Consider the following 17,293-nt stretch of genomic DNA (forward strand, 5'->3'; position numbering starts at 1 on the left):
GCGAAGTGATATCAGCCTTACGTCTGGCAAATGCGGCAGTATCATCGACCTCGCGGCCGGTCTCCGCCCCCTTGGGCGCGAGTGTTGTTCCGCCGAGACGAGGAGTAGAAGACCGTGATGACCCGTACCGCACGCCGGACCCGCCGGATGCTGCCGCCGGCCGGTGTGGGAGTCGCCGCCCTGCTGGCCCTCAGCGCCTGCTCCCACTCCGACGGGGCCACGCCCGCCAAGGCCGACAGCTCCCGTTCCGCCGCCCCCGGGCTGTCCGGCACGGTCACCGTGTTCGCGGCCGCCTCCCTGAAGGAGAGCTTCACGACGCTGGGCGAGCAGTTCGAGCAGCAGCACCCCGGCACCAAGGTCGCCTTCAACTTCGGCGGCAGCGACACCCTGGCCGCCAGCATCACCAGCGGCGCCCCGGCGGACGTGTTCGCCGCCGCCAGCCCGAAGACCATGTCGGTCGTTACCGACAGGACGGACACGACGAGCGCCCCGTCGATCTTCGCCCGCAACCAGCTCGAGATCGCCACTCTGCCGGGCAACCCCGGCAAGGTGTCCTCACTGAAGGACCTCACCGACCCCGGGCTCAAGGTCGTCCTCTGCGACAGGACCGTGCCGTGCGGCGCGGCCGCGCAGAAGGTGCTCGACACCGGCGGCGTCAAGGTCACCCCGGTCTCCTACGAGCAGGACGTCAAGGCCGCCCTGAACAAGGTGGAGCTGAAGGAGGCCGACGCGTCCCTGGTCTACAGGACCGACGTGAAGTCCGCCGGCGGCAAGGTCCGGGGCGTGGAGTTCCCCGAGTCCAAGGACGCGATCAACGACTATCCGATCGCCCCGCTGAAGAGCTCGAAGAACGCCGACGCGGCCGCCGCCTTCATCGCCCTGGTCAAGTCCCCCGACGGCCAGAAGGTGCTGAGCCGGGCCGGCTTCCTCAAGCCGTGACCGGGCCGAAGCAGCCGGTAGCGGCCCGTCCCGGCGGAGGCGGACCGCGGCGCCCGCGTGTCCGTGCCGTCCGCCGGGGCGTGCCGGTACCGCTGCTGGTGCCGGGCCTGCTCGCCCTGGCGTTCCTGCTGGTTCCGCTGCTCGCCCTGCTGGTCCGCGCCCCCTGGCGCAGCCTGCCGTCCCAGCTCACCAGCACCGAGGTGTGGCAGGCGCTCCAGCTCTCCCTGATCAGCGCGACCGCCGCGACCGCCGTCGCCCTGGTGCTCGGCGTGCCGCTGGCCTGGCTGCTGGCCCGCGCCGAGTTCCCCGGCCGCGGTCTGGTGCGGGCGCTCGTGACGCTGCCGCTGGTGCTGCCCCCGGTCGTGGGCGGTGTCGCGCTGCTGCTCGCGCTCGGCCGCAACGGCGTCGTCGGCCAGTGGCTGGACGCCTGGTTCGGCATCACCCTGCCGTTCACCACCGCCGGTGTGGTGATCGCGGAGGCGTTCGTCGCCATGCCGTTCCTCGTCATCAGCGTGGAGGGCACCCTGCGGGCGGCCGACCCGCGCTACGAGGAGGCGGCCACCACGCTCGGCGCGTCCCGGTTCACCGCGTTCCGCCGGGTCACCCTGCCGCTGATCGCGCCGGGCATCGCGGCCGGTGCCGTGCTGGCGTGGGCCCGTGCGCTCGGTGAGTTCGGGGCCACGATCACCTTCGCGGGCAACTTCCCCGGCCGTACCCAGACCATGCCGCTCGCGGTCTACCTCGCTCTCCAGAACGACCCGGAGGCCGCCATCGCCCTCAGCCTGATCCTGCTGGCCGTGTCCATCGCGGTGCTCGCGGGCCTGCGGGACCGGTGGATGACGGGAGCGTGACGGTGCCGCGAGGATGGAGGACAGCGACCACGCCGGCGCCGACGGAGGACGACCGCCCCATGACCGACATCGACGCGCCTCCCGCCCTGCTCGGGGCGGCGGACGAACAGGGCCTCGACGCCCGTCTCGTGGTCGACCGGGGCACCTTCCGGCTGGACGTGTCCCTGCGGGCGGCCCCGGGTGACGTGGTCGCGCTGCTCGGACCGAACGGCGCGGGCAAGACCACCGCGCTGCGCGCCCTGGCGGGCCTCGTCCCGCTCTCCGAGGGGCATCTGCGGCTGGACGGCACCGCGCTGGAGCGCATTCCGCCGGAGAAGCGTCCGGTCGGCGTGGTCTTCCAGGACTACCTGCTCTTCCCGCACCTGACCGCGCTGGACAACGTGGCCTTCGGGCCGCGCTGCCACGGCACCGGCAAGGCCGAGGCCCGCGCGCAGGCCGCCACCTGGCTGGGGCGTATGGGCCTGGCCGACCACGCGGGCGCCAAGCCCCGCCGTCTCTCCGGCGGTCAGGCCCAGCGGGTCGCGCTGGCCAGGGCACTGGCGACCCGGCCCCGGCTGCTGCTCCTGGACGAGCCGCTCGCCGCGCTGGACGCCCGCACCCGTCTGGAGGTCCGCTCGCAGTTGCGGCGGCATCTGGCGGAGTTCGAGGCGGTCGCCGTACTGGTGACGCACGATCCGCTGGACGCCATGGTGCTCGCGGACCGGCTGGTGGTGGTCGAGCACGGCCGAGTGGTGCAGGAGGGCACGCCCACCGAGATCGCCCGGCACCCCCGTACCGACTACATCGCGCAGCTGGTCGGCCTCAACCTCTACCGGGGCGAGGCCGACGGGCACGCGGTACGGCTGGAGGGCGGTCCGTCGATCACCACCACCGAGGATCTGACCGGGCCGGTGTTCGTCGCGTTCCCGCCGGTGGCCGTCACCCTGTTCCGGGACCGGCCGACCGGGGTGAGCGCCCGCAACCTGTGGCACTGCGAGGTGGCCGGCCTGGAGACGCACGGCGATCAGATCCGCGCCGACCTGACCGGGGAGATCCGGCTGGCCGCCGACCTCACCACCGCGGCCGCCGCCGAGCTGGACCTGCACACCGGTGCGCCGGTCTGGGCGACCGTCAAAGCGACGCAGACCCACGCCTACCCGGCATAGGCCGCTCGGCCACTGCGGTGCGGCCTCATCAGCATGAGCATCCGCGACCAGCTTCCCGGCACCGTCACGGCGGTCCACCCGGCGACGTCATGGCGATTCGTCAGGATCCGGCCGGCCGGCGGTCAGCAGTTGACCGCTGTGGACAGCGCGTCCACGGCCGTGGTTATCCGGGTCATGATCCGGCCGGTCAGCTCGCGCTCGTAGTCCGCGGCCGTCACCGCAGAGGTCGCCCCGTCCGCGGTGTCCCCGGCCACGGCCCGGGCGGAACGGGGAAGGCCCCCCGCCCGAACCTGGGCAGGGGGCCTTCTTCACGCGCGCGCTCAGTCCTCGTAGGCGTCCAGCGGCGGGCAGGAGCAGACCAGGTTGCGGTCGCCGAACGCCTGGTCGATCCGGCGGACCGGCGGCCAGTACTTGTCGGCGGCCGAGACCCCGGCCGGGAAGACGGCCTCCTCGCGGCTGTACGCGTGCGTCCACTCGCCGCCCAGCGCGGCCGCGGTGTGCGGGGCGCCGCGCAGCGGGTTGTCCTCGGCGGGCCAGACACCGGAGGCGACCTTCTCGATCTCCGTGCGGATGGCGATCATCGCGTCGCAGAACCGGTCCAGCTCGCCCAGGTCCTCGGACTCGGTCGGCTCGATCATCAGCGTGCCGGCCACCGGGAAGGACATGGTGGGCGCGTGGAAGCCGTAGTCGATCAGGCGCTTGGCCACGTCGTCCACACTGACGCCGGTCGCCTTGGTCAGGGGGCGCAGGTCGATGATGCACTCGTGCGCGACCAGGCCGCCGGGGCCGGTGTAGAGCACCGGGAAGTGCGGCTCCAGGCGCTTGGCGATGTAGTTGGCGGAGAGCACCGCCACCTGGGTGGCGCGCTTGAGGCCCTCGCCGCCCATCAGGCGGACGTACGCCCAGGAGATCGGCAGGATGCCCGCGCTGCCCCAGGGCGCCGCCGAGATCGGGCCGACGCCCGTCTCGGGACCCGCCGCGGGCTGCATCGGGTGGTTGGGCAGGTACGGCGCCAGGTGGGCGCGGACCGCGACCGGGCCGACGCCGGGGCCGCCGCCGCCGTGCGGGATGCAGAACGTCTTGTGCAGGTTCAGGTGGGAGACGTCGCCGCCGAAGTGGCCCGGCTTGGCGAGGCCGACCAGGGCGTTGAGGTTGGCGCCGTCCACGTACACCTGGCCGCCCGCGTCGTGCACCCGGGCGCAGATGTCGGCGACGTGCTCCTCGAAGACGCCGTGCGTCGACGGGTAGGTGATCATCAGCACGGACAGCTCGTCGCGGTGCTGCTCGATCTTGGCGCGCAGGTCGTCGACGTCGATCTCGCCGTCCCCGGCGGTCTTCACGACGACGACCTTCATCCCGGCCATCACGGCGCTCGCCGCGTTGGTGCCGTGCGCGGAGGACGGGATGAGGCAGACGGTGCGCTGCGCGTCGCCGTTGGCCCGGTGGTAGGCGCGTACGGCGAGCAGTCCGGCCAGCTCGCCCTGGGAACCGGCGTTGGGCTGGAGGGAGACCTTGTCGTACCCGGTGACCTCGGCGAGCCGGTCCTCCAGCTCGCGGATGAGGGTGAGGTAGCCCTCGGCCTGCTCGGCGGGGGCGAAGGGGTGCAGCGCGCCGAACTCGGGCCAGGTGACCGGCTCCATCTCGGTGGTCGCGTTCAGCTTCATGGTGCAGGAGCCGAGCGGGATCATGCCCCGGTCGAGCGCGTAGTCGCGGTCGGACAGCTTGCGCAGGTAGCGCAGCATGGCCGTCTCGGAGCGGTGCTCGCGGAAAACCGGGTGGGTGAGGTAGTCGTCGGTGCGCAGCAGCGTCTCGGGCAGCGTGTCCTCGGCCGCCGTGTCGAGCGCCTCGATGTCGCCCTCGACGCCGAAGGCGGCGAAGACGGCCTCGAGCTGAGCCCGGTTGGTGGTCTCGTCGCAGGCCAGGGAGACGTGGTCGGCGTCGACGAGGCGCAGGTTGACCCCGCCCTCGCGGGCGGCGGCGACGACCTCGGCGGCCCCGCCGGGCACGCGCGCGGTGAGGGTGTCGAAGTAGGCGCCGTGCACGATCTCGACACCGCCGGCGCCCAGTCCCCCCGCGAGGATCGTGGCGTAGCGGTGGGTGCGGCGGGCGATGGTCCGCAGCCCGTCGGGGCCGTGGTAGACGGCGTACATGCCGGCCATGACGGCGAGCAGCACCTGGGCGGTGCAGATGTTGCTGGTGGCCTTCTCGCGCCGGATGTGCTGCTCACGGGTCTGGAGCGCGAGGCGGTAGGCACGGTGCCCGTCGGCGTCGACGGACACGCCGACCAGGCGGCCGGGCAGGCTGCGGGCGAACTTCTCGTGCACGGCCATGTAACCGGCGTGCGGTCCGCCGAAGCCCATCGGGACGCCGAAGCGCTGGGTGGTGCCGATGGCGATGTCCGCGCCCAGCTCACCGGGCGAGGTGAGCAGGGTGAGCGCCAGCAGGTCGGCGGCGACGGTGACGAGCGCGCCCAGCCCGTGCGCCTGCTCGATCACCGGCTTCAGGTCGCGAACGGCACCGGAGGCGCCCGGGTACTGGAGCAGGACGCCGGTGATGTCGCGGGCGGCGATGTCGGCCGGGATGCCCTCGCTCAGGTCGGCGACGACGACCTCGACCCCGGCCGGCTCGGCGCGGGTCTCGATGACGGCGATGGTCTGCGGCAGGGTGTCCGCGTCGACCAGGAAGAGGCCCTTCTTGTTCCTGCCCATGCGCCGGGAGAGCGCCATCGCCTCGGCGGCGGCGGTGCCCTCGTCCAGCAGGGAGGCACCGGAGGTGGGCAGCCCGGTGAGGTCCGCGACCATCGTCTGGAAGTTCAGCAGGGCCTCCAGCCGGCCCTGGGAGATCTCCGGCTGGTACGGCGTGTAGGCCGTGTACCAGGCGGGGTTCTCCATGACGTTGCGCAGGATGACCGGCGGGGTGAAGGTGCCGTAGTAGCCCAGGCCGATCATGGAGCCGAGGACCTGGTTGTGGTCGGCGAGACCGCGCAGCTCGGCGATCACCTCGGCCTCGGTGCGGGCACCGGGCAGGTCGAGCGCGTCGGCGTTCTTGATCACGTCCGGCACCGCGGCGGCGGTCAGCTCGTCGAGGGAGCCGTAGCCGACCTGCGCGAGCATCTTGGCCCGCGCCTCCTGGTCGGGCCCGATGTGGCGCTGCTCGAAGGGGATGCCCGCTTCGAGCTCGGCGAGCGGAATGCGAGGGGCGGTCATGTGCGGAGGCCTCCTGGTCTGACGCGACCTGCGAGGGGCACCACGGCTCGGGTGCCCACCGGCCTCCCCCTCTGTCATCTCGTACCTGAGAGCTTCACCGGGGGCCAGCGGACCCCGGCTTGCACCGTCGGTGAGGGCGGGAGCCACGGCGCCCGCCCTGCTTTCCAGAGTGACCTCGTCCGTGCGGTACGGGGGCCTGAGAGATTCCGGGGAGGAGTTGCTCCTTCGGCGCCTCCGAATGACTCGGAGGACTCTCCCGCACGGGGTCAGCAGCCGACTTCAGCCTACCAGCGGGGTCCTGAGCGCGGCGTTCGAGTGGCCGCCCGGCTGATTCTGCTCTTTTGTAGTGCTTACGGATGAGTTGCGACCATGTGGAGGGAGAGGGATCGTGCAGACCGACATCGATCCGCGCAGCCTGATCGGCCGCAAGGCGTTCGACCGCGCCGGCACCAAGATCGGCACCATAGACGAGGTGTACCTCGACGACGCGACCGGCGTCCCGGAGTGGGCGGCGGTGCGCACCGGCCTCTTCTCCCGGGACGCGTTCGTCCCGCTGGAGCCCAGCGAACTGGTCGACGGCGCACTCCGCGTCCCCTTCGAACGCGCCCTCATCAAGGACGCCCCCGACTTCGGCGTGGGCCGCCATCTCTCCCCCGAGCAGGAACTCCAGCTCTACCACCACTACGGCCTCGACGTGGGCCCCTCCGCCAGGCCCACTCCGGACCGCGACTTCGGCAAGGTCGCGGGCACGGAGGAACCCTGACCCCCTCCTACTCATCCGCCGTCCGTCTCCCCCTCCGCGGTGGCCGCCTCCACCTGAGCCACGAGCGGCAGGGGGTCGGCCGGTTCCAGGCCGGCCTCGTCGGACCGGAACGTCCGCACCCGGCCCGGCGCGGAGAGCGGGGTCTCGAAGCGCACGGTGACGCGCCCGAGGCCACTGCCCTGCACCCACCCGTGCCCGTACTCCGGGTGCCGTACGTCCTGGCCCGCCCGCCACTCCGGCGCGGCGGGCCCGGGTCTCTCCGGGCCGAAGTCGGGGGCGCTCTCCTCCGGCGTCTCCTCGGCCAGTTCCCCGGCCGCCTGGGCGAACAGGTCCTCCTGCGTGTAGTCGGCCAGCCCGGACACGCCGACGCCCAGCAGCCGCACCCCGCCCGTGGTGTCGACGGAGTCCAGCAGCCGGGCGGCCGCCTCCCGGATGACCGAGGGGTCGTCCGTGGGCCCCCGCAGCGTCTCGGAGCGGGTCAGGGTGGAGAAGTCGTACCGCCGCACCTTGAGCACGATGGTGCGCCCGGAGAGCCCGGCGCCGCGCAGCCGTCGTACGCAGCGGTCGGCGAGGCGGCGGACCTCCAGGCCGATGCGCAGCCGGTCGTGGATGTCGACGGCGTAGGTGTCCTCCACCGACACCGACTTGGCCTCCCGCTCGGCCACCACCGGCCGGTCGTCGCGGGCCAGCGCCATCGCGTACAGCGCGTGTCCATGGGCCTTGCCGAGCAGCCGGACCAGTTCGTCCTCGCCCGCCTCGGACAGCTCCTGCACGGTGGTGATCCCGGCTCGCCTCAGGTGGTCGCCGGTGGCGGGGCCGACGCCGGGCAGGGTGCGGACCGGCATCGGGGACAGCAGGGCGCGCTCGGTGCCCGGTTCGATGAGAACCAGGCCGTCGGGCTTGGCCCGCTCCGAGGCGATCTTGGCCAGCATCTTGGAGGCGGCGAGCCCCACCGACCCGGTCAGCCCCGTCACCGCCCGGATGTCGGCCCGCAGCCGGGCCCCGGCCTCCCGCGCCGACGCCTCGTCCCAGGCGGTGTTGCCGGCCTCCAGATCCACGAAAGCCTCGTCCAGGCTCAGCGGCTCCACCAGGGGGGACAACTCCCGCAGCAGCGCCATCACCTGGTCGCTGATCGACCGGTACAGCGCGAAGCGCGGCATGAGGTACGCGGCGTTCGGCGCGAGCCGCCGGGCCTGCGCGGTGGGCATCGCCGAGTGCACCCCGAACACCCGTGCCTCGTAGGACGCCGTGGCCACCACTCCGCGCGGCCCGATCCCGCCCACCACGACGGCCTTCCCGCGCAGGCTCGGCTTGGACGCCTGCTCCACCGAGGCGAAGAAGGCGTCCATGTCGAGATGGAGGATGGTGGGCGCGTTTCTCACAGGTCCGATGCTGCACCACGCCACTGACAACGGCCCCCGCGCGGGGACGCCCTGTGGAAAACGGTGCCGGCCGGTCTCAGACGGCGCGGTTGCGGCGCCGCGCCAGTTCGTCGGCCGGGTTGTGCCCGATCAGCGTCTCCCCGGTGTCGACGCGCTCGCCGTGGAGCTGCGACAGGGCGCTCTCCACGTCCCGCCAGACCACGCCGACGGCGATCCCGAAGATGCCCTGGCCGCCCTGGAGCAGCGCGTGGACCTCGTCCGGGGAGGTGCACTCGTACACCATGGCGCCGTCGCTCATCAGGGTCATGCGCTCCAGGTCGCGGAACCCGCGCTCCCTGAGGTGCTGCACGGCCGAGCGGATGTTCTGGAGCGAGACACCGGTGTCCAGGAACCGCTTGACGATCTTCAGCACGACCACGTCGCGGAAGCTGTACAGCCGCTGCGTGCCCGAACCGTGCGCGGGGCGCACGCTGGGCTCGACCAGTCCCGTACGGGCCCAGTAGTCGAGTTGCCGGTAGGTGATCCCGGCGGCCGCACAGGCCGTGGGACCGCGGTATCCGATCTCCTCGGACGTCATGGCCGCCGCCCCTTCACCGTCAGGCACCACCGTCGGCCGCTGCGGAGCGTGATCGGCCACGCCGCCGAGCTGTGGGTGTCCCCCGCCCGGCTGAAACCGTGCGCTCGGGGGAAGGTACCGGCCGCCGTCCCCGAAACCGTGTCCGGGGGCACCCCCAGCCGTACCGTCGCCGCTCATCCTCACGCCGACCTCCGTCCTTGACCTGCCTTGTCGACGGTAGGCAGTCACCAGGGGTGCGTCAACGATCGCCACACTCGGCACGCCGAGTGATAATCACCCTGAGAGTGGTTTCTCGTGTCCCACCGCGGGGAAAGGCTAGCCGAATGCGCTCGCGGAGAGGCGTAGGACGCTCTCACGGGACGTTGGCATGTGCCCTCGCCCAGGCGTCACAGCGTGCCACGAGCCGGCCGGGAGCGGACCCTTCGTCCACCCGGCCGGCCCCCGGCCTCACTGGCTGCTGGTACCGAAGTCCTCGGGCGAGATCTGGTCGAGGAACTCGCGGAACTTCTCCACCTCGTCCTCCTGCTCGTCCGGGATGGCGATGCCCGCGTCGTCCAGCACCCCGTCACTGCCGTAGATCGGCGTGCCGGTGCGCAGGGCGAGCGCTATGGCGTCGGACGGCCGCGCGCTCACCTCGACCCCGCTGGCGAATACCAGCTCCGCGTAGAAGACACCCTCTCGCAGATCGGTGATGCGTACTTCGGTCAGCTCCTGGCCGACCGCCTCCAGCACGTCCTTGAAGAGGTCGTGCGTCAGCGGACGCGCGGGAGCCATGCCCTGCTGGGCGAAGGCGATCGCGGTCGCCTCCCCCGGCCCGATCCAGATGGGGAGGTAGCGGTCGCCTCCCACTTCGCGCAGGAGCACGATCGGTTGGTTGGAGGGCATTTCGACCCGGACACCTACGACATCGAGCTCGTTCACACAGCAACCCTAGGCCGTGCTCGGGACGTTTGGGTAGTCGGGCCGGGAACAGGTGGGCGATCCGGCGCAACGCGACCGGGTCGGGGCACACCGCCCCTCAGGGCAGCCGCACCCCGAGCGCGGCCTTCACCAGCGCCGAGTGCAGCTTCATGGTGAGCGCAGCCAGCTCCCTGGTACGAGCCTCGGCGAGCGTCCTGGTCTGGGGGTTGCGGTGCCGCTTCAAGGGGGCGACGACCTGGTCGACCAGCCCCGCCTCGCGCTCGGCGGCCGCCTTCATCACCCGCAGATGGCGGGGCTCGATGCCGAACCGGCCCAGTTCGGCCACCAGCGCGGCCACGGTGACGGCCTCGGCGTCGTACACGCCGTCGGCCAGGGGTGCGAGGAGCCCGTACGACTCCCACTCGCGGAGTTCGGCCTCGTCGACGTCTGCCGCGGCCAGCAGCTCGTCCCGGCCGATCCGGGCGACCGTGGACCGCTCGGCCTCCTCGGGCTCGCCGTCGCCGCTGCGCTGCCGGCCGACGACGGGCAGCGGAGCGGCCTCGCCGCGCTCCATGGCGTCCAGATGCTCCCGGATCACCTTGAGCGGCAGATAGTGGTCCCGCTGCATCCTGAGGACATGGCCGAGGCGTTCCACGTCACGGGGGCTGAACTTGCGGTACCCCGAGGGAGTCCGCTGCGGCTCGATGAGCCCCTCCGACTCCAGGAAGCGGATCTTGGAGATGGTTACTTCGGGGAACTCGTCGCGCAGCACGTTCAGCACCGTGCCGATGCTCATCAGCCCACTGTCCCTGGCGGCGGTACCGCTTCCGGCACCGCCGCTCGGTGTTTGAAGCATGGACCTTCCCTGGGGTTCCCCCGGACGGGCGTCCGGGGGTGGGTCAGACTCCTTGCCGGCTCGCGTAGAAGACCAGCCGGTACTTGCCGATCTGCACCTCGTCACCGTTGGCCAGCGCCACCTGGTCGATCCGCTCGCGGTTGACGTAGGTGCCGTTGAGGCTGCCCACGTCGGCCACCGTGAAGGAACCGTCGGGCGAGCGGCGGAACTCCACATGGCTGCGGGAGACCGTCACGTCGTCCAGGAAGATGTCGCTCTGCGGGTGACGCCCCGCCGTGGTCAGGTCGCTGTCCAGGAGGAAACGGCTGCCGGAGTTCGGACCCCGGCGGACCACCAGCAGCGCCGAGCCGACCGGCAGCGCGTCGACCGCCGCCTGCGCCTCGGGAGACAGCATCGGCATGGCCGTCTGACCGGTGACCTCGGAGTCGTACGCCTCGATGCCGGAGATGGAGATCGTGGACGTGGTCTCCGACGGACGCTCCGGCGCCACACCGGGACGCAGGGGCGCGCCGCAGTGGGAGCAGAAACGGGCGTTCTCCGCGTTGCGGTTCCCGCACCTCGTACACACCAGGGCCGACATGGACGGAGCCTCCTGCCGCGACGGTTGCCCGAAACCTATGCCGCCGCCCTGGCCAGGGTCAACGGACGCCGCGCCCTGTCCCCCGGAAGTGCCACCACCCGGACCAGCCACCTGGTCCCGGAACAGCGGACGCTGCCCTTCCTCGTCGGGCTGTGCGCGATGACGGGCCGTCGCGTTCTCGTTGCCCTCTCGCGCGCTCTTGCCGAACAACTTCCCAAACAACTTCACGGGCGATTCCCCTTGACCGAAACAGACCCGCCCGTGGGGCAGGACGAACCCAGAATGCCTACACCGACCGATCCGGACATCTTCACAACGTCCGTATCCACCCGACAGTTTCCACCACGCACCACCCCTTCGGTGCGGCGACCCCCCGCAACCTCATGCCCCCGCCCGACGCCGCCCATGCACCGCCGGTTCACCGCGAGGACGACCGAGCGTAGTCAGGCAGCTTCGCTTGCCGCAAGGCATCCACGACGATCTTGTCCGACCGCTCCACACTCACCGTGGCCTGCTCCTTCTCCAAGCTCTGCACCACTCCTCCAGGAATGTTCAACGCCGGTTCGAGGTCCTGCGGCTTGCCGATGACCTGGAAACGATACGGGGCGTTGATCTTGTTCCCGTCGACCGCGACGCTACCGTCCGTGTCCGAGAAGTAGGTGTTCGCCACCACGCGCACTCCGTTGACCTGTATCGCCTCGGCACCGGCCGCGCGCAGCTCCTGGATCGCGTCGAGCAGCATGTCGGACTCGACAGCTCCCTTCGTGTCCTGGACGGTCATCGTGATGCCGGGACCGGTCGCGCCGACGGTGCCCGCGAGTATGCCGAGTTGGCGCTCCTTCTCGGCGGTCTGCCTGCGTGCCTCCGCGGCCTGGTCAGAGCTGCTCTGCAGCTCCTGACGCTGCTTCTCCAGTCCCTGCTTCTCGTCCTCAAGACGCTGAGTACGGTCGTCCAGTTCATCGAGGATGCGGACCAGGTCCTCCTGGCGGGCCCCGCGCAGCGCGCTGTCGCCGTCGCTGTTGGAGGCCACCTGCACGGCCAGTCCGAATCCGAGCCCGAACAGCAGCAGGGCCACGATGAGTTGGGCGCGCGTCAGCCGGGGCGGCCAGAGACCGTCGATCAGCCGCTGACGCCCGGTGAGCTGCGGCTGGGGCGCCTGCTCCGACACCGGCTCGGCGGGAGCGGGCTCGGGGGCCGGCCGGGGCGCGGGGGCCCGGGGCGGCAGCTCCGCGGGGAGTTTCTTGCGCAGACCGTTCTCCGGCCGCTCCTCCTGGTCGCTCATCCCGCTCACGCCCGGAAGACGTGGCGCCGGATCGCCGCCGCGTTGGAGAAGATGCGGATGCCCAGGACCACGACGACGCCGGTGGACAGCTGCGCGCCCACCCCCAGCTCGTCGCCCAGGAACACGATCAGCGCGGCCACGACCACGTTGGACAGGAACGACACCACGAAAACCTTGTCGTCGAAGATGCCGTCGAGCATCGCCCGCAGCCCGCCGAACACGGCGTCCAGCGCCGCCACGACGGCGATGGGCAGATACGGCTCGACCACCGCCGGAACCTCGGGCCGGACCAACAGTCCGGCCACCACTCCCACGACGAGGCCCAGTACGGCGATCACGATGTGCCCTTCTCAGTCTTCTCGGCCTGCTCGGCGCTCGGCTGTGCTGTTCGTACGATCACACTCGGTGCGGCGGGCAACCGGACGTCGCCCTCCGCGGAGATGGCGGTGCGGATACCGAAGTTGTCCTGGAGCGCGTGCAGATACAACCCGTCGGCGCTGTTCTGGAACGCGGTGCTCAGCTTCTGCCCGTCCCCCACCGCCAGCACCGTGTACGGCGGGACCAGCGGCCTGTTGTCGACCAGTATCGCGTCACCCGCGGCCCTGATCGCGGACAGGGCGGTCAGCCGCTGCCCGTTGATGGACACCGCCTCGGCGCCGGAGGCCCACAGTCCGTTGACCACGCGCTGCATGTCCCGGTCACGCACCCGCCCGGTGTCGGAGAAGCCGGCGGACTCGCGGGGATTCGTGCCGTCTCCCCCACTGCTCGCCTCCTTGGCGTCGTTCACCACGAGCTTCACGCCCGGCCCGTGCACGGCGGTGGCACCCGACAGCAGACTCACCAGGTCCGCCTGGCTGCCCCCGCTCTGCCGGAGCGCGGCCCGCTGCCGCGCGCCTACGTCCTCACGGAGCCGGTCGACCCCGCTCTCCAGCTTGTCCGCTGCGGTGGTCTCCCGGTCGATGCGGTCGATCAGCTCCTGGCGCTCCTTGGCCACCACGGGAGCCGCGACATGCGCCTGCGACGCCCCGACCGTCACCACCAGGGCCGCGAGCACCAGGCCGCCCGCGAGGCCCAGCTTGGCGCGGAGGGTCTTCGGCAGACCGCCCTCGCCCAGGGACTTCCGGCGCGCGGCGGCCTCGGCGTACCCGTCGTCCAGGCTGTGGTCCATCACGTTGGTGATCAACGACATGGAGGCGTCCGGGCGCCCCGGCCGCGCGGGGCTGCTCCGAACGGGGGGTTGCTGCGGCATGCCGCACATCGTCGCATGCCGCGAGCGGTGTCTTCGAACGAGCCCCATAGAGGTGCCGGACAGCACCCCCGGTGGGGACACTGTCCGGCAGATTCGGAGCGTTGCGGGGATCAGCGGCCGGCGCTGTCCACCACGGCCGACCACTCGTCCAGCAGGGCCTGCGCCGAGGCGTCGTCCGGGCCCTCCGCCCACAGGTGCGTGACCGCCTCGGCCGGGTCGGGCAGGACCATCACCCAGCGGCCGTCGCTCTCCACGACCCGCACGCCGTCCGTGGTGTCCACGGACCGGTCGCCGGCCGCCTCGACCACGCTGCGCATGACCAGACCCTTGACCGCCCACGGCGTCGCCAGGTCCCTCTTCAGGACATGGGCCCGCGGAATCCGGGCGTCGATCTGGCTCAGCGTGAGCTGCGTCCGCGCCACCAGCCCGATCAGCCGCACGAACGCCGCGGTGCCGTCGTAGACGCTGCTGAACTCGGGGACGATGAAGCCGCCCTTGCCGTCACCGCCGAAGATGGTTCCCTCCTCGCCGCCGACCCGCGTGAGGTCGTCGGGCGAGGTGGTCGTCCACTCCACCTGGGTGCCGTGGTACGCGGCCACCTGCTCCGCGATCCGGGTCGTGGTCACCGGCAGTGCCACCCGGCCGCTGCGCCGCTCGGCGGCGACCAGGTCGAGCATCACCAGCAGCGCCCGGTCGTCCTCGATGATGCTGCCCTTCTCGTCCACGAGCGACAGCCGCTCGCCGACCGGGTCGAACCGCACGCCGAACGCCGCCCCGGACGACGCCACGATCTCCCCGAGCCTCTGCAGGCCCTTGCGCCGCATCTCCTCGGTCTCGGTGGGCCGGGACTCGTCCAGACCGGGGTTGATGGTCAGCGAGTCCACGCCCAGCTTGCCGAGCAGGCTGGGCAGGACCAGGCCGGCGCTGCCGTTCGAGGCGTCGACGACGACCTTCAGCCCGGACTCGGCGATCCCGGTCGTGTCCACGTTCCGCAGCAGCGACCCGGTGTACGAGTCGTAGACGCTGGACGGAAAGTACAGGTCACCGATCTCACCGGGGAACGCCCGCCGGTACTCCTGGCGCGCGAACACCCGGTCCAGCTTGCGCTGGCTGCCCTGGGAGAGGTCCGCGCCCTTGGCGTCGAAGAACATGATGTCCACGGAGTCCGGCACACCCGGCGAGGTCCGGATCATGATGCCGCCGGAACTGCCTCGCGCGGTCTGCTGCCGGGCCACGGGCAGCGGCACGTTCTCCAGGTCTCGCACGTCGATCGCGCTCGCCTGGAGCGCCGAGATCACCGCGCGCTTGAGCGCACGGGCGCCTCGGGAGTGGTCACGCGCCGTGGTGACCGTGGTGCCCTTCTTCAGCGTGGTGGCGTACGCGCCGGCCAGCCGCACGGCCAGTTCCGGCGTGATCTCCACGTTCAGGATGCCGGTGACCCCGCGCGCCCCGAAGAGGTGCGCCTGGCCCCGGGACTCCCAGATGACCGAGGTGTTGACGAAGGCACCGGCCTCGATGGTCTTGAACGGGTACACCCGGACGTTGCCCTGGATGATCGACTCCTCGCCGATCAGGCACTCGTCACCGATGACCGCGCCGTCCTCGATCCGCGCGGCCCGCATGATGTCGGTGTTCTTGCCGACCACGCAGCCACGCAGATTGCTCTGCTGTCCGACGTACACGTTGTCGTGGACGACGGCCTTGTGCAGGAAGGCACCGCTCTTGACGACCACGTTGGAGCCGATGACGGAGTGCTCGCGTATCTCCGCGCCCGCCTCGACCTTGGCGTAGTCACCGATGTAGAGCGGGCCGCGCAGCACCGCGTCGGGGTGCACCTCGGCACCCTCGGCGACCCAGACACCGGGCGAGATCTCGAAACCGTCGATGTCGACGTCGACCTTGCCCTCGAGAACGTCGGCCTGGGCCTTCACATAGCTCTCGTGGGTGCCGACGTCCTCCCAGTAGCCCTCGGCGATGTAGCCGTAGATGGGCTTGCCCTCCTTCATCAACTGGGGGAAGACATCTCCGGACCAGTCGACGGGGACATCGGGATCGACATAGTCGAACACCTCGGGCTCCATCACATAGATGCCCGTGTTCACCGTGTCGGAGAAGACCTGGCCCCAGGTCGGCTTCTCGAGGAAGCGCTCGACCTTGCCCTCCTCGTCCACGATGGTGATGCCGAACTCCAGCGGATTCGGGACCCGGGTCAGGCAGACCGTGACCAGGGCTCCCTTCTCCTTGTGGAAGTTGATCAGCTCGGTGAGGTCGAAGTCGGTCAGCGCATCACCGGAAATGACGAGGAAGGCATCGTCCTTGAGCGCGTCCTCGGCGTTCTTGACGCTTCCGGCGGTACCGAGTGGCTTCTCCTCATTGGCATACGTGAGCTCCATGCCGAGTTCTTCGCCGTCACCGAAGTAGTTCTTGACGAGCGACGCCAGGAACTGCACGGTGACCACGGTCTCGTTGAGCCCATGCTTTTTGAGCAACCTGAGCACGTGCTCCATGATCGGGCGGTTCGCCACGGGCAGGAGCGGCTTGGGCATGCTAGAGGTCATAGGGCGCAGGCGCGTGCCTTCGCCACCGGCCATCACGACGGCCTTCATGTCGGAAGCGTCCTCCTCGAAGAGACGACGGTCTAGCCGACTTCACCCGTCCAGATTGTCCCGCACTTTTCCGTCGCGGGCCATCGAAGCGTCACGTCGTGGACGATCTCGGAGTTCCGTCGGCCAACGAGTCCGCGCGCACCAGACGGCGGACCTGGACCATATAAAGCACTCCTGCCCACCAATACAGGGTTGTACCCCATCCGGCGAACGCCCATCCGAAAACAGCGGCGAGTGACGCGATCCAACCGCTTCCATCACTGAGCAGCAGCAACGGGAAGGCATACATCAGGTTGAAGGTGGCCGCCTTCCCGAGGAAGTTCACCTGGGGCGGCGGATAGCCGTGCCGGCGCAGGATGCCGACCATCACCAGCAGAACGAGCTCGCGGGCCAGCAGCAGCGCGGTCAGCCACAGCGGCAGGATCTCCCGCCAGGTGAGACCGAGGAGCGTGGAAAGGACATAGAGCCGGTCGGCAGCCGGGTCGAGAAGCCGGCCGAGACTGCTGACCTGGTTCCAGCGCCGGGCGAGCTTGCCGTCCAGATAGTCGCTGACTCCGCTCAGCGCGAGGACCAGGAGAGCCCAACCATCACTCTTGGGGCCTCCGAACTCCGGCCTGAGAATCAGCCACAGGAACAGAGGGACACCGGCGAGCCGAGCCATGCTCAGGATGTTGGGGATGGTGAGGACCCGGTCCGTCTGGACGCGGGTCTCCTGGACCTCCACCCGGAAGCCTCCTGTACGAAAGTGACGACAACGCACCTGACCCTACCGCAACGCAAAAAAGCTCCGGCTCTCGGGCTGTATGCCCAAGAGCCGGAGCTGTAAAAGGAGTTCGGCGGCGTCCTACTCTCCCACAGGGTCCCCCCTGCAGTACCATCGGCGCTGTGAGGCTTAGCTTCCGGGTTCGGAATGTAACCGGGCGTTTCCCTCACGCTATGACCACCGAAACACTATGA

At 70.7% G+C, this 17,293-nt stretch carries 16 protein-coding genes, 1 rRNA gene and 1 riboswitch; of the genes, 4 read left to right on the forward strand and 13 right to left on the reverse strand.

Going from position 1 to position 17,293, the window contains the following annotated elements:
- The first annotated feature begins 117 nt into the window (after positions 1 to 117).
- From modA to E5082_RS11755, 3 genes are read left to right on the forward strand one after another with little or no spacing between them, the layout of a single operon-like run.
- Positions 118 to 939, forward strand: coding sequence for a molybdate ABC transporter substrate-binding protein (modA, locus tag E5082_RS11745; protein ID WP_135791178.1), 822 nt, complete (start codon positions 118 to 120; stop codon positions 937 to 939).
- On the forward strand, positions 936 to 1,790 hold the full coding sequence (locus E5082_RS11750) for an ABC transporter permease (protein WP_135791179.1): 855 nt from the start codon (positions 936 to 938) through the stop codon (positions 1,788 to 1,790). Before modA ends, E5082_RS11750 begins: the two co-directional genes overlap by 4 nt.
- Positions 1,791 to 1,849: 59 nt before the next feature.
- Positions 1,850 to 2,935 (forward strand): ABC transporter ATP-binding protein, encoded by a 1,086-nt coding sequence (locus tag E5082_RS11755; RefSeq protein WP_135791180.1) that lies wholly within the window; start codon positions 1,850 to 1,852, stop codon positions 2,933 to 2,935.
- Between the two features lie 122 nt (positions 2,936 to 3,057).
- Here E5082_RS11755 and E5082_RS33415 read toward each other — a convergent pair whose 3' ends face one another.
- Both E5082_RS33415 and gcvP read right to left on the reverse strand, forming a co-directional pair.
- Positions 3,058 to 3,189, reverse strand: coding sequence for an ABC transporter ATP-binding protein (locus E5082_RS33415; RefSeq protein ID WP_135791181.1), 132 nt, complete (start codon positions 3,187 to 3,189; stop codon positions 3,058 to 3,060).
- A 66-nt stretch (positions 3,190 to 3,255) separates the two neighbouring features.
- Positions 3,256 to 6,141, reverse strand: coding sequence for an aminomethyl-transferring glycine dehydrogenase (gene gcvP / locus E5082_RS11765; protein ID WP_135791182.1), 2,886 nt, complete (start codon positions 6,139 to 6,141; stop codon positions 3,256 to 3,258).
- 174 nt (positions 6,142 to 6,315) lie between these two features.
- Positions 6,316 to 6,410, reverse strand: a riboswitch (glycine riboswitch).
- Between the two features lie 119 nt (positions 6,411 to 6,529).
- Between gcvP and E5082_RS11770 the strand changes: the two genes are divergently transcribed.
- A complete protein-coding gene (locus E5082_RS11770) occupies positions 6,530 to 6,904 on the forward strand; it encodes a PRC-barrel domain-containing protein (RefSeq protein WP_135788325.1) in 375 nt (124 codons plus the stop codon).
- Between the two features lie 11 nt (positions 6,905 to 6,915).
- Here E5082_RS11770 and E5082_RS11775 read toward each other — a convergent pair whose 3' ends face one another.
- From E5082_RS11775 to rrf, 11 genes are all read right to left on the reverse strand, one after another.
- Positions 6,916 to 8,286: a DNA polymerase IV gene (locus E5082_RS11775; RefSeq protein WP_135791183.1), complete on the reverse strand. Its 1,371-nt coding sequence runs from the start codon at positions 8,284 to 8,286 to the stop codon at positions 6,916 to 6,918.
- A 76-nt stretch (positions 8,287 to 8,362) separates the two neighbouring features.
- Entirely contained in the window at positions 8,363 to 9,046 is a 684-nt protein-coding gene (locus tag E5082_RS11780) for a MerR family transcriptional regulator (RefSeq protein WP_190045250.1), read from the reverse strand.
- A 264-nt stretch (positions 9,047 to 9,310) separates the two neighbouring features.
- Positions 9,311 to 9,784 carry a bifunctional nuclease family protein gene (locus tag E5082_RS11785; RefSeq protein WP_004002801.1) on the reverse strand — a complete coding sequence of 158 codons (474 nt, stop codon included), beginning with the start codon at positions 9,782 to 9,784 and terminating at the stop codon, positions 9,311 to 9,313.
- Between the two features lie 97 nt (positions 9,785 to 9,881).
- Positions 9,882 to 10,619, reverse strand: coding sequence for a transcriptional regulator FtsR (gene ftsR, locus E5082_RS11790; protein WP_135791184.1), 738 nt, complete (start codon positions 10,617 to 10,619; stop codon positions 9,882 to 9,884).
- 43 nt (positions 10,620 to 10,662) lie between these two features.
- Positions 10,663 to 11,535, reverse strand: a complete 873-nt coding sequence (locus E5082_RS11795; protein WP_135791185.1) for an FHA domain-containing protein — start codon at positions 11,533 to 11,535, stop codon at positions 10,663 to 10,665.
- A gap of 82 nt (positions 11,536 to 11,617) precedes the next feature.
- Positions 11,618 to 12,481: a DUF881 domain-containing protein gene (locus tag E5082_RS11800; protein WP_135791186.1), complete on the reverse strand. Its 864-nt coding sequence runs from the start codon at positions 12,479 to 12,481 to the stop codon at positions 11,618 to 11,620.
- Between the two features lie 5 nt (positions 12,482 to 12,486).
- Entirely contained in the window at positions 12,487 to 12,819 is a 333-nt protein-coding gene (locus tag E5082_RS11805; RefSeq protein ID WP_030808725.1) for a small basic family protein, read from the reverse strand.
- Complete coding sequence (locus E5082_RS11810; protein ID WP_135791187.1) at positions 12,816 to 13,739, reverse strand: DUF881 domain-containing protein; 924 nt, start codon at positions 13,737 to 13,739, stop codon at positions 12,816 to 12,818. The genes E5082_RS11805 and E5082_RS11810 overlap by 4 nt, the downstream gene beginning before the upstream one ends.
- 101 nt (positions 13,740 to 13,840) lie before the next feature.
- The gene (locus E5082_RS11815; protein ID WP_135791188.1) at positions 13,841 to 16,336 is read right to left on the reverse strand and encodes a mannose-1-phosphate guanyltransferase; all 2,496 of its coding nucleotides are present in this window, start codon (positions 16,334 to 16,336) and stop codon (positions 13,841 to 13,843) included.
- Positions 16,337 to 16,427: 91 nt separating this feature from the next.
- Positions 16,428 to 17,060 (reverse strand): cardiolipin synthase ClsA, encoded by a 633-nt coding sequence (gene clsA, locus E5082_RS11820; RefSeq protein WP_031181999.1) that lies wholly within the window; start codon positions 17,058 to 17,060, stop codon positions 16,428 to 16,430.
- A 107-nt stretch (positions 17,061 to 17,167) separates the two neighbouring features.
- A 5S ribosomal RNA gene (gene rrf, locus E5082_RS11825) occupies positions 17,168 to 17,284 on the reverse strand.
- Between the last annotated feature and the right edge of the window lie 9 nt (positions 17,285 to 17,293).

The sequence above is a fragment of the Streptomyces griseoluteus genome, assembly GCF_004784465.1.
GTDB lineage: Bacteria > Actinomycetota > Actinomycetes > Streptomycetales > Streptomycetaceae > Streptomyces > Streptomyces griseoluteus.